This window comes from Brucella pseudintermedia, from assembly GCF_008932435.1.
Taxonomy (GTDB): Bacteria; Pseudomonadota; Alphaproteobacteria; order Rhizobiales; family Rhizobiaceae; genus Brucella; species Brucella pseudintermedia.
Genome location: NZ_WBWE01000007.1, coordinates 36,621 through 48,655, shown reverse-complemented (window position 1 = coordinate 48,655; position 12,035 = coordinate 36,621). Strand labels below are relative to the sequence as shown.

The following is a 12,035-nucleotide window of genomic DNA, read 5'->3' as shown; positions in this document are numbered from 1 at the left end:
TCCCATTTCTTAGCCCATTTCGTGGGCCAATTCTTAGCCCATTGTTCGTTGTTGCATTATGTGCCAAAGGAATCAGGTTCAGGGAACGTCACATCACGACCAGCACTTTCAAAAAAATCTAGACAATCGTGGAGGGGACGTATGTCATATCTTGATAATCTGCGCGTTTTTGTGCGCGTTGTCGAATTGGGAAATCTATCCGCGGCGGGGCGCGACCAGCGCGCATCGCCCGCAGTTGCAAGCAATCGAATCAAGGAGTTGGAGAAGCATCTGGGAGTGAGGCTCTTCAACCGGACGACGCGCAAGCTCACGCCGACCGAACATGGCCGCGTATTCTATGACGGGGCGTTGAAAATCCTCGAAGCTGTGGATGAAGCGGAAGCGGCCGTGGCGGAACTGGCGAAAAATCCGAAAGGATCGATTCGCATTACCGCCCCGCTCGGTTTCGGCAGACGGCTGATTGCATCCGGCATTCCGGAGTTTCACGACAAATATCCGGATATCGAAGTTCGGCTTCGCCTGTCCGATCATGAAGTCGACATCATGAGCGAAGGGGTGGACGTCGCATTCAAGCTCGGTGTTCTTGAAAATTCCAACCTGCGCATGCGCGGCATCATGAATTGCGAGCGCGTGATCTGCGCCGCACCCGCATATCTTGAGAAACACGGGGTTCCGCAGTCACCGGACGAACTGCTTGGCGACAAGCATGATTGTCTTCTGCTGCGTTTTCCGGGCTCGAAGGAATATTATTGGTCGCTGCAAACCGCGGAAGGGTTGCGCAAGTTTGAAGTTACCGGGCCTTACGACTCGGACGATGGCGATGTGCTAACGCAATGGGCGCTCGGCGGGCGCGGCATCATCAACAAGCCGCTGTTTGAAGTGAAGGAATATATCCGCGACGGGCGGCTGGTTCCCATCCTCGAAAGCACGCCACCGGCGCCGATCCAGCTTGCTGCGATCTATCCGCACAAGCGCTTTCAGGACCCCAAGGTGCGCCTGATCATCGATTTCATGACGGAACGGTGCCAGCGGCTGATCCGCGAGGCTTTGGCATAGGGCGGCTCAAACCGCTCTATACTTCTTTGCCGTGACGGGAACGCCATAAGAAAGCCTGCCGGATCAGGCGGGCTGCGATACGCGGGCAGATGCCAGAACCGCCGTCAGGACTTCGGCTGCGGCCAGCGCCGCGATCACTTCCGGTCTTTTATCCTTCACGACGGCTCCGCCGACCGGACAGACAAGATTTTCAAATAAATCTTCGTCTGCGACCTCGCGTTTCAACCAATTTTTGAAAGTGGCCTTCTTGGTCTTCGAGCCGATCATGCCGACATAGACCGCATCGCGCCGCTGCAATGCTTCGGCGGCGATCAGGAAATCCAGCGCATGGTCATGGGTGAGGATGATAAAAGCGCTGCCCGGCGGCGCGGAACGCACCACCTGCTCGGGCATGGCCGAAAGACAGGTTTCGACCCCCGGCACATCGCAGGCCATCAGTTCCGCCTCCCGCGTATCCACCAGAACGACCCGAACGGGGGTGAGCGAAAGCGCATGGGCCAGCGCATTGCCGACATGGCCCGCACCGAAGATATACACATGCGGACGCGTTGCTATTTCGGCATCCACCTTGCCGACAAGCTCGTCGGTGAGCCCGCGATTGACCCGTTTGAAGCTCAGACCCACCCTTCCGCCGCAGCACTGGCCGATTTCCGGGCCAAGTGGTACGTCCATGGGCGTGTCCTTGCCGCCTGCCAGAATTTTTCGGGCATGATCGATCGCCATATATTCAAGCTGACCGCCGCCGATGGTCCGGAAGATCCTGTCGCGGGCCACCAGCATCCACGCCCCCGCATTGCGGGGCGCGGAGCCTTTGACGTCGGTGACTTCCACCAGCACGCAGTCCTGAGAATTCTGGGCAGGACGCCGGTTGAGAAAAGCCCGGATATCGTCACGTGCGCCCGGCATTTCCCTAGCCCTTTTGCTTGCGGAGCCGTTCGATGGCCATCAGCACGCGTTCCGGCGTCGCAGGCGCATCAAGACGCGGGCAGACCTTGTGATCGGCAACGCTGGCGACCGCATCGGCCAGAGCATGCAGCACCGACAGGCCCAGCGGCAGCGGCGGCTCGCCGACGGCCTTGGAGCGATGAATCGTCGGCTCATAGGCTTCCGACCAGTCGGTCAGCGCGACATTGAAGATCTTGGGCCGGTCGGAAGCCAGCGGGATCTTGTAGGTGGAAGGCGCATGGGTGCGAAGCCGCCCCTTGTCGTCCCACACAAGTTCCTCAGTCGTCAGCCAGCCCATGCCCTGCACGAAGCCGCCTTCAACCTGACCGATATCGATGGCGCGGTTCAGGGAACGCCCGGTATCATGCAGAATATCGGTGCGCTCCACCATATATTCGCCAGTCAGAGTGTCTACGGAAACTTCGGAACAGGCCGCCCCGTAAGCATAGTAATAGAAGGCGTGGCCCCGGCCTTTGGCCCGGTCCCAATGGATTTTCGGCGTCTTGTAGTGGCCTGCCGCCGAAAGCTGCACGCGGCCGATAAAGGCCTGCTTCACAAGGTCGTTGAAGCTGATTTCCTGATTGCCGACACGAACGCGGTTCGGAAGAAAGACGATCTGGTCTTCCGGCACCTGATATTGCTGGGCCGCACAATGGATGAGGCGCTTCTTGATCTGGCGGGCGGCGTCCTGCGCCGCCATGCCGTTCAAATCGGCACCGGAAGAAGCCGCCGTCGGCGCCGTGTTGGGTACCTTGGCAGTGGTGGTCGCGGTGATCTTCACCCGGTCGATGTCGATCTGGAATTCCTCGGCCACGACCTGCGCCACCTTCATATGGAGCCCCTGCCCCATTTCCGTGCCGCCATGGTTCATATGCACCGAGCCGTCATTATAGACATGCACAAGAGCGCCGGCCTGATTGGATTCCGTCTTGGTGAAGGAAATGCCGAATTTCACCGGGGTCAGTGCGATGCCGCGTTTCACATAGCGGCTTTTCTCGTTGAATTCGCGGATCGCCTCGCGGCGCATTGCGTAATCCGCGCTTTCCTCCAGTTCCGCAACGATGCGCTGGATGATGCAATCCTCGACCTTCTGGTGATAGGGCGTGACGTTGCGCGTGCCATCCTTCCCCATCTCGTCGTAGAAATTGCGCTTGCGGATTTCGAGCGGGTCCTTGCCCACAGCGAACGCCACTTCATCAATCACGCGTTCCGCGCCGACCATGCCCTGCGGGCCGCCGAAGCCGCGAAACGCCGTGTTCGACACGGTATTGGTATAAAGCGGCGCCGACTGCGCATGAACCGCCGGGAAGAAATAGGCATTGTCGCAGTGGAACAAGGCGCGGTCGCCGACCGGTCCCGACAGATCGGCGGAAAAACCGGCATTCAGGGCAAACAGATAATCGACGCCCAGAATATTGCCTTCATCGTCGAAGCCGACTTCATAGTCGATCACGAAGCCGTGGCGTTTGCCGGTCGAGGTCATGTCCTCATCGCGGTCGAGCCTGATCTTCATGGCGCGCTTGTGCTTCTTGGCAGCAATCGCCGCAATCGCCGCCCACTGGTTGGCCTGCGTTTCCTTGCCGCCGAAGCCGCCGCCCATGCGGCGCACTTCCACCGTCACGGAATGGCTCGGAACGCCAAGCGCGTGCGCTACCAGATGCTGGGTCTCGGTCGGTCCCTGCGTGGAACAATAGACGGTGACGTCCTCGTCCTCGCCGGGAACGGCCAGCGAAACCTGGCCCTCCAGATAGAAGTGATCCTGCCCGCCGAGATACATGCGGTTCTTGATGCGATGCGGCGCCGCATCGATCGCCGCACGTGCGTCGCCGCGCTTCAGCGTCAGCGGCGTGGTGACGAGCCTGTCCTTCAGGCCGTCCAGCGCATCGATGGAATAGATGCCCGGCGTTTCCTCATATTCGATCTTCGCCAGACGCGCGGCGCGGCGTGCCTGATCGCGGGTTTTGGCGATCACCGCAAAGATGGGCTGACCGTGAAACTCTACCCTGTCGACGGCAAAGATCGGATCGTCATGCATGCCCGAGGGCGAAACGTCGTTCTCTCCGGGCACATCCTTGTAGGTCAGCACGTCAACCACGCCGGGCGCGGCGCGGACTGCCGACAGATCAATCGACTTGAAGGAACCATGCGCAACGGAAGAAAATCCGAGACCGATATGCAGCGTGCCTTCCGGTTCCGGAATATCGTCAATATAGACAGCTGTTCCCGTCACATGCTTGTGCGCGGAATCGTGCTTCTGATCGGTGGCGACACCGCCGACAATACGGGCGGCTTTCAGTTCGCTTGCAGGATGCTTGTTCATGATTGCCTCCTCACGCCGCGGCGATTTCAGCCGCGCGCAGCGGCGTGTAACTGCCTTCCGTTTCGGCGAAGAAACGCCGCAACAGATTGCGTGCCGCGAGCAGCCGGTAATCCGCTGTCGCACGCATATCGCTCAAGGGCGTATAATCTTGCGCATAGGCTTCCAGCGCCGCTTCTACCGTGGCTTCGGTCCAGGGCTTGCCCATCAGTGCTGCTTCCACCGCGTTTGCCCGCTTCGGCGTTGCCGCCATGCCGCCATAGGCGATGCGAATGGACGCCACATTTCCCGCCGCGTCGAGCGTCAGATGGAAGCTACCCAGCGTCGCCGTAATGTCTTCCTCGAAGCGCTTCGACACCTTGTAAATGGCAAAATGGCTGCCTACGGCAGGAACTGGCACGTGCACGGCCTCGACAAATTCGCCCGGCTGGCGGTCTTGCTTGCCATAGGCAATGAAGAACTCTTCCAGCGGTATAGTGCGGCGCTCAGCCCCTTTGCGCAGGGTGAGCGTAGCATTGAGCGCGATCAGGGGCGGCGGTGTGTCGCCGATTGGCGAACCATTGGCGATATTGCCGCCGATGGTGCCCATATTGCGCACCTGCTCGCCGCCGATGCGATTGATGAGGCTCCCAAGCTGGGGGATGCGCTTTGCAAGAAAGCCGAACGCTTCCGTGTAGGTCACGCCTGCGCCGATGGAAACAACGCCGTTCTCCTCGCGGATGGAACGCAATTCCTCCAGATGGCCGATGAAGACGACCGGGGAAATGTCGCGCATCATCTTGGTGACCCACAGACCCACATCGGTCGAACCTGCAACGATGGTCGCCTTTGGTTCGGCCGCCAGAACGGTCGCGAAATCGTCGAGATCGGCGGGCACGATCAGGCGATCCTTGCCTTCACCCACTTCCACCCGCACGCCGTCGCGCATCGCCGTCAATTGTTCAAGAACATGGGCGCGCTCCACTGCGAGCGGGTCTTCCATGGTCGTGCCATAGTCGGAAATGGCGCGGGCGGCGCGCATGATCGCCTCATAGCCGGTGCAGCGGCACAGATTGCCTTGCAATGCCTTTTCAATCTGCGCGTTGGCAGGCTTCGGTTCGCGCATCCACAAAGCATAAAGCGACATGACGAAGCCCGGCGTGCAGAAGCCGCATTGCGAGCCATGGAACTCGATCATGGCCTTTTGCACCGGATGCAGGCCGCCGTCGCTGCCGCGCAGATGCTCGATGGTCACGACATGGCAGCCATCGAGCGAGCCCATGAAGCGAATGCAGGCATTGACGCTTTCATAAACGAGCTTGCCGCCGGAAATCTTGCCGACCAGCACCGTGCAAGCGCCGCAGTCGCCTTCGCCGCAGCCTTCCTTGGTGCCGCGCAGCTTGGCGGACAGGCGCAGATAATCCAGCAGCGTTTCGGTCGGGGAAACACGGTCGAGTTCGATCTTTTCATCGTTCAGAAGAAAGCGGATGGTGTGTCGCACAGACTGATGCACAGACTGATTCATGGCGCTTAACTCCCGCGATAGGTGGAATAGGAAAAGGGCGAAACCAGAAGCGGTACATGATAATGCGCCTTTTCATCGGAAATGCCAAAGCGCAAAGGCACGACATCGAGGAATGGCACGGCCTCTTCGGGCTTGCCGAAATATTCGCCGACGTGAAACAGAAGTTCGTAAGTACCCGTCCGCAGGTTCTCGCCTGACAGCAGCGGCTCATTGCAGCGGCCATCGTCATTGGTGCGAATTTCCCGGATCGGCTCGGCCTGCTGATTCTGGATGCGGCGCAATTCGATGCGCAGATTTGCTGCCGGCTTGCCGCTTACCGTATCGAGGACATGCGTCGTCAACCGGCCATTACCGCTCTTTTCCTGACCCATTTGCACTCCTGCAGCTCTTCGACTCTCCCAGTCACCCGGACTGGAGTCCCTACAAGCTTTTGATTTCCGGTGGTTATTTCGGGCCCGACATTGCTACCTGCTGTGGGGCCGCAACCACACCATGTTCCCAGCATTCAGTATTTCGCGATCCTGCGCATTGCGAAAGATGGTTATCGTTGGATGTCTTTCAAATTTTTGGAGGGGAATAATAGCGATAAATCTTTATTATCATGGATAAAATGAACGAATACGAGGGAAGACCCGCAATGAAATATCCGCGCAATCTCGTCGGCTATGGACGCAACACGCCAGATCCGCGCTGGCCGGGAGGGGCGAACATCGCAGTGCAGTTCGTCCTCAATTACGAGGAAGGCGGCGAATGCTGCGTCCTTGACGGCGATCCGGCGTCCGAATGCCTGCTTTCGGAGATTGTCGGGGCTCAGGCCTGGCAGGGCCAGCGCAACCTCAATATGGAATCCATCTATGAATATGGCGCACGCTCCGGCTTCTGGCGCCTGTGGCGCGCCTTTACGCGCCGCAACATGCCCGTTACCGTCTATGGCGTAACGCTTGCCATGGCGCGCAATCCGGAAGCCGTCACAGCCATGAAGGAAGCCGACTGGGAAATCGCCAGCCACGGCTTGCGCTGGTGGGAATATAAGGACGTTCCCGAAGAGATCGAGCGCGAACATATCCGCGAAGCCGTTCGCCTTCACACCGAACTCACCGGCTCGCGTCCGCTCGGCATCTATCAGGGCAAGCCTTCCGACAACACGCTGAAGCTCGTTATGGAAGAAGGCGGTTTCCTCTATTCCGCCGATTCCTATGCCGACGAACTGCCTTACTGGGTTCAGGGGCCGAAAGGCCCGCATCTGATCGTGCCCTATACGCTGGACGCCAATGACATGCGTTTTGCAACGCCGCAGGGCTTCAACTCCGGCGACCAGTTCTTCACCTATCTGAAAGACACGTTCGACGTGCTTTACCGCGAAGGCGCGGAAGGCGCGCCGAAGATGATGTCCATCGGCCTGCATTGCCGCCTTGTCGGACGTCCAGGCCGTGCAGCTGCGCTGGAACGCTTCCTCGATTACGTGCAGAGCCACGACAAGGTATGGGTCGCAAGGCGCGTCGACATCGCCCGTCACTGGCATGAAAACTATAAGCCGGTCACTGCCGGTGTCGTGCCGTCGAAGGCTGGCAAAGACGAATTCGTCGCGCGTTATGGAAGCATTTTCGAGCATTCGCCCTGGATAGCGGAACGTGCCTACGATGCGGGCTTTACCCGTGAGGAAGATACCGCCTCGGGTCTCGCCGCGGCCATGACCAAGGTGTTCCGCGCCGCTACGCCGGAGGAACGGCTGGCCGTGCTGAAAGCGCATCCCGACCTTGCGGGCAAGCTGGCGCAGGCTAAACGCCTGACCGCGGAATCCACCGCCGAGCAGGCCGGAGCCGGTCTCGACGCGCTGACCGATGCGGAAAAGCAGGCCTTCACCGAACTGAACGATGCCTATACCGCGAAATTCGGCTTTCCCTTCATTATCGCTGTAAGGGGACGCAACAAGAAGGAAATCCTCGATACTTTCCAGCGCCGCGTTTCCAATGACCGAGACACGGAATTTGAAACGGCCTGCGCCCAGGTGGAGCGCATCGCCCTGCTGCGCCTCAAGGATATTCTGCCGGAAGCGCTCTACTGATCCCATCCGCCCGGAAGGCTCGTTTCCGGGCGTTTCATTCTACGATTTCATGGCTGGTCTTTGACGCACCGCGAATCCAGCATCTCACACAAGGAATTCCCCACATGGGCAACGACAAGAACAACCGCAGCTATTACGCGCCGACGGGCGGGCTGCCGCCGCAAACCCAGCTCCTCACCGATCGTGCCATGTTCACCGAAGCCTATGCGATCATTCCCAAGGGCACATTCAGCGATATTGTGACCAGTTTCCTGCCCTTCTGGGACAAGACGCGGCTCTGGGTAATCGCGCGGCCCCTTTCCGGCTTTGCCGAGACCTTCTCGCAATACATCATGGAAGTGCAGCCGGGCGGCGGCAGCGACCGCGCCGAACTGGATCAGGGTGCGGAAGGCGTTCTGTTCGTGGTGGAAGGCGAGGTTTCGGTAACGGTTGCCGGCAAGACCCACACGCTGACCGAAGGCGGCTACGCCTATCTGCCGCCGAAGAGCGGCTGGACCTTGCGCAACAACGGCGCGGCGACGGCCCGTTTCCATTGGGTGCGCAAGGCTTATGAATATGTCGACGGTCTCGACGTTCCGGAACCGCTCTTCCTCAACGAAAAGGATATCGCGCCTAACCCCATGCCGGATACCAATGGCGCATGGGCGACGACGCGCTTTGTCGACCCCAACGATCTGCGCCACGACATGCATGTAACCATCGTCACATTCGAGCCGGGCGGCGTCATTCCTTTTGCCGAAACCCATGTCATGGAGCACGGGCTTTACGTGCTGGAAGGCAAGGCGGTCTATCGGCTCAATCAGGACTGGGTGGAAGTGGAAGCCGGCGACTTCATGTGGCTGCGCGCTTTCTGCCCGCAGGCCTGTTACGCGGGCGGTCCGGGCAAGTTCCGCTACCTGCTTTACAAGGACGTCAACCGGCACATGACGCTCTCACGATAGAGCGGTTCCTGTTTTAGCGGAATCCTCGGAACCGCTCTAACTATTTGTTTTTCCGCATTTCCGGACGCAAACCAAGGCCGGAACAGTCCGGCCTTTTCCATTTCTCGCGCGACAATGCGCCGGGAACAAAAACGGCGAGCCGAAGCTCGCCGTACCATTCTTCCGACTGGAGATCAGATTTGAGAACAACGCAGTCCTTCTACGTTGTCGAATGGTTTTTTAAACATAGGCCCAGAATACAAAAATTCAAATTACAATTTTTTTACATCAATGCATCGATCACTCATATACGCACGACGCCCAAACAATATTCGTTTAATTTTTCAGAATATTGAACCAATAATACGTTGACCAATTACATCCGTCACACTGTCAATGGATCAATTTCCTCTTAGGTGGAAGGAGAGGCCGTAAACCGGTCTCCCTTCGCACTTTGCGGGAAATGCTCTATTTTTGCTTTGTTCGCATTTTCCAACGCAAAACCGTTTCACACTTTTGCTGGCAATGCTCTAGAACGTACGCTGGAAGCGAACCATGCCTTGCCACGCGTCCGTACCCTTGAGGTAGGACCTGTCATCCTGCCACTTGGTATAGGAAACTTCAGGCGTAACCGTGAATCCCGGGACCATTTCATAAGCTACGTTGGCAGTAGCTGCGAAAGTCTTGCTGCCATCATAAGCTGCCTGTGCATTGAAGGTCGCCTTGTCGGTTGCCTTGAATGCCGCGCCGCCCCAGACCGCCCAATCGCCGCCCCAGGTGCCGTAGAAGCTGCTGATCGCACGAACGGAACCAATCACATTGCCATTGCTATCGGTCTGCGTGATGTATTCATCCTTGTTGGACTTGTAGCCGCCCATCGCCCAGACCGAGAAACGGTCCGTAATGTTCACGTCGGCGCGAACCTTGCCAGCCCACTTTTCGTTGCGTGCATCATAGGCGGCGACGCCAGCGATCTTGCCCCAGCCGCCTTCATACTTCAGCCCGCCGACAACATGAGGCGCATAGTCCTTGATGACGCCATCATAACCGTATTTGCTGTCCGTATCCTCATTGTTGCCCTGTTCGAGCGACAGGATGGCAGAGAAGCCGTTGCCAGCCGTGAACGTATAGCTGATGAGGCCCGTGCGATAGCCGCCAGCAAGGATCACGTCATCGTTGAGGACATTGCCGAGATAGCCCGGAAAGGTCACGAAGGCCGATTCATCGAGACCGACACGCAAGCCACCCAGTTGGATATAAGCATAGCGCAGCGAACCGGATGAACCCTCCACGCCATTACCCCATTCGTAACGGGTTTCGGCAAAGGTCTTCAAGGTGCCCAGTTCGGTTTCCGAAGCGGTCGACAGGTCCAGCGTGAAGCGAGCCTTGTTATCCCAGGTATCACGGCGGGTATCGACCTTTCCGTTACCATCAACAAAGCCGCGACCGTATACATCGTTCCCGCCCTTCAGGTCGTAACGAACATAGCCGGAAATGCGCATGCAGGTCTCGGTGCCCGGAATGTAGAAATATCCCGCACCATAGGCGTCGCAAACGCGAACATATTCAACGGACTCAGGCTCGGGCGCTACAACAGCATCCGCAGCATATGCCCCGGTGGTTGCAGCCAGCGCTGCGACCGAGCCGAACAATACGCTCTTGATCTTCATTTTTCATTGCCTCCAGAAATATTCAGACGAGACCTGATTGAATGAATCAATAAAACAAATCAATTCCAATTTCAAAAGAATACCTACAATGAAAGCATATGTGTCAATTATAGCACTAATTATAAACATCTTTACTTAGTAACAATAAACTATACATAAGTTATATCTCAATTAAACTTATTAGTATTTTAGTGATAACAACTTTTCCGCATTTTCTGAACGCATCGAAGCGGGCGGGGAAATCAGTCCAGTGAACTGATGTCCCCGCGCATGCGTTTCACATTTTTGGCTTGGAAAATGCTCTATGGCACTTATCAGAAACAAAACGGGGCCCGAAGGCCCCGTCAGCAAGCGTTTCGCATCTTGAGCGCGTTTTCGATCCGGCTGGACCAGATCGGCGCTCGCCGGTGACTACTTGCCTGCCGCCTGTTGGGCGTAGACATAGCTGTCATAGGTATATTCAGCGACGCGGAACCATTCGAAGCCCTCGTCGCGGAATTTTTTCCAGGACGGATAGATTTTTGCCCAGGCCGGATTTTTCTCGTTGTACTCCGCGTAAAGTTCGAAAGCGACCTTATAGGCGGCGTCAAGCACGTCGCGCGGCAGCGGCTGGAGCTTCACGCCCTTCGACACCAGCGAACGGATTGCGGCTGTGTTCTTCACATCATAAAGCGCGATCATATTCTGGGTAGCGGCTTCAGCTGCCGTGTTCAGCGCCACCTTATAGGCTTCTGGCAGGCTTTCATACTGTTGCTTGTTGATGAAGAAATGCACCGAAGCGCCGCCTTCCCAGAAGGCCGGATAATAGTAATACGGTGCGATCTGATAGAAGCCGAGTTTTTCATCGTCGTAAGGACCGACCCACTCAGCCGCATCGATCGTGCCACGCTCCAGCGATGGATAGATGTCGCCGCCCGGAAGCTGCTGCGGGACGACCCCAAGACGCGACATGACCTCGCCAGCCACACCCGCAATACGCATCTTCAAGCCCTTGAGGTCCGCGAGGCTCTTGATTTCCTTGCGATACCAGCCGCCCATCTGTGCAGCGGTGTTGCCGCCGACAATGCCGACGATGCCGTAATCTGATAGGAACTGGTTATAGAGCTCGTTGCCGCCGCCATGATAAAGCCACGCATTCTGCAGGCGCGTATTCATGCCGAAAGGAATCGCTGTGCCGATGGCGAAGGTCGGGTTCTTGCCGGTGAAATAATAGCCGCATGTGTGCGCCATTTCCACCGTATTGGCCTGAACCGCGTCGATGGCCTGCGGGCCCGGCACGATTTCGCCCGCCTGAAAGACCTGAATCTGGAACTTGCCCTCGGTCATCTTCGATACGGCGTTGGCCATGAAGACCGCGCCGCCATAGATGGTATCCAGATTGTTCGGGAAGCCCGAAGTCAGGCGCCAGCGCAGTGTCGGCAATTCCTGCGCAATTGCAGGGGTTGCAAGCGCTGCTCCGCTTGTCGCGGCAGCGGCGCCGATTGCGGCACCTTTTGTCAGAAATGTGCGGCGGTTCAAATCCTGTTTCATGTCTCTCCTCCTGAGATTGTTTCGGTTT

General features: G+C 57.7%; 9 protein-coding genes. 3 read left to right on the top strand and 6 right to left on the bottom strand.

The window, feature by feature from the left end:
* Positions 1 to 141 precede the first annotated feature (141 nt).
* A complete protein-coding gene (locus tag F9K78_RS10600; protein WP_061345042.1) occupies positions 142 to 1,056 on the top strand; it encodes a LysR family transcriptional regulator in 915 nt (304 codons plus the stop codon).
* A 63-nt stretch (positions 1,057 to 1,119) separates the two neighbouring features.
* Here the strand turns inward: F9K78_RS10600 and xdhC are convergent, their stop codons facing one another.
* From xdhC to uraH, 4 genes are read right to left on the bottom strand one after another with little or no spacing between them, the layout of a single operon-like run.
* On the bottom strand, positions 1,120 to 1,962 hold the full coding sequence (gene xdhC / locus F9K78_RS10595) for a xanthine dehydrogenase accessory protein XdhC (protein ID WP_121985605.1): 843 nt from the start codon (positions 1,960 to 1,962) through the stop codon (positions 1,120 to 1,122).
* Between the two features lie 4 nt (positions 1,963 to 1,966).
* Positions 1,967 to 4,321 carry a xanthine dehydrogenase molybdopterin binding subunit gene (gene xdhB / locus F9K78_RS10590; RefSeq protein WP_151682177.1) on the bottom strand — a complete coding sequence of 785 codons (2,355 nt, stop codon included), beginning with the start codon at positions 4,319 to 4,321 and terminating at the stop codon, positions 1,967 to 1,969.
* A gap of 10 nt (positions 4,322 to 4,331) precedes the next feature.
* On the bottom strand, positions 4,332 to 5,810 hold the full coding sequence (gene xdhA, locus F9K78_RS10585; RefSeq protein ID WP_186443302.1) for a xanthine dehydrogenase small subunit: 1,479 nt from the start codon (positions 5,808 to 5,810) through the stop codon (positions 4,332 to 4,334).
* 17 nt (positions 5,811 to 5,827) lie between these two features.
* Entirely contained in the window at positions 5,828 to 6,193 is a 366-nt protein-coding gene (uraH, locus tag F9K78_RS10580) for a hydroxyisourate hydrolase (protein ID WP_121980641.1), read from the bottom strand.
* A gap of 266 nt (positions 6,194 to 6,459) precedes the next feature.
* Between uraH and puuE the strand changes: the two genes are divergently transcribed.
* Both puuE and F9K78_RS10570 read left to right on the top strand, forming a co-directional pair.
* Entirely contained in the window at positions 6,460 to 7,887 is a 1,428-nt protein-coding gene (gene puuE / locus F9K78_RS10575; protein WP_121985608.1) for an allantoinase PuuE, read from the top strand.
* Between the two features lie 104 nt (positions 7,888 to 7,991).
* Positions 7,992 to 8,828, top strand: coding sequence for a bifunctional allantoicase/(S)-ureidoglycine aminohydrolase (locus F9K78_RS10570; protein WP_121985609.1), 837 nt, complete (start codon positions 7,992 to 7,994; stop codon positions 8,826 to 8,828).
* A 509-nt stretch (positions 8,829 to 9,337) separates the two neighbouring features.
* Here F9K78_RS10570 and F9K78_RS10565 read toward each other — a convergent pair.
* Positions 9,338 to 10,477: a porin gene (locus F9K78_RS10565; protein ID WP_121985610.1), complete on the bottom strand. Its 1,140-nt coding sequence runs from the start codon at positions 10,475 to 10,477 to the stop codon at positions 9,338 to 9,340.
* Positions 10,478 to 10,888: 411 nt separating this feature from the next.
* Positions 10,889 to 12,007, bottom strand: coding sequence for a TRAP transporter substrate-binding protein (locus F9K78_RS10560; protein WP_121985611.1), 1,119 nt, complete (start codon positions 12,005 to 12,007; stop codon positions 10,889 to 10,891).
* Positions 12,008 to 12,035 lie beyond the last annotated feature (28 nt).

Excerpts from the sequence above, each read along its gene's own strand:
- F9K78_RS10570 (WP_121985609.1), top strand. The coding sequence starts at position 7,992 with ATGGGCAACGACAAGAACAACCGCAGCTATTACGCGCCGACGGGCGGG.
- puuE (WP_121985608.1), top strand. The coding sequence starts at position 6,460 with ATGAAATATCCGCGCAATCTCGTCGGCTATGGACGCAACACGCCAGAT.
- F9K78_RS10565 (WP_121985610.1), bottom strand. The coding sequence starts at position 10,477 with ATGAAGATCAAGAGCGTATTGTTCGGCTCGGTCGCAGCGCTGGCTGCA.
- xdhB (WP_151682177.1), bottom strand. The coding sequence starts at position 4,321 with ATGAACAAGCATCCTGCAAGCGAACTGAAAGCCGCCCGTATTGTCGGC.
- xdhC (WP_121985605.1), bottom strand. The coding sequence starts at position 1,962 with ATGCCGGGCGCACGTGACGATATCCGGGCTTTTCTCAACCGGCGTCCT.
- uraH (WP_121980641.1), bottom strand. The coding sequence starts at position 6,193 with ATGGGTCAGGAAAAGAGCGGTAATGGCCGGTTGACGACGCATGTCCTC.
- F9K78_RS10560 (WP_121985611.1), bottom strand. The coding sequence starts at position 12,007 with ATGAAACAGGATTTGAACCGCCGCACATTTCTGACAAAAGGTGCCGCA.
- F9K78_RS10600 (WP_061345042.1), top strand. The coding sequence starts at position 142 with ATGTCATATCTTGATAATCTGCGCGTTTTTGTGCGCGTTGTCGAATTG.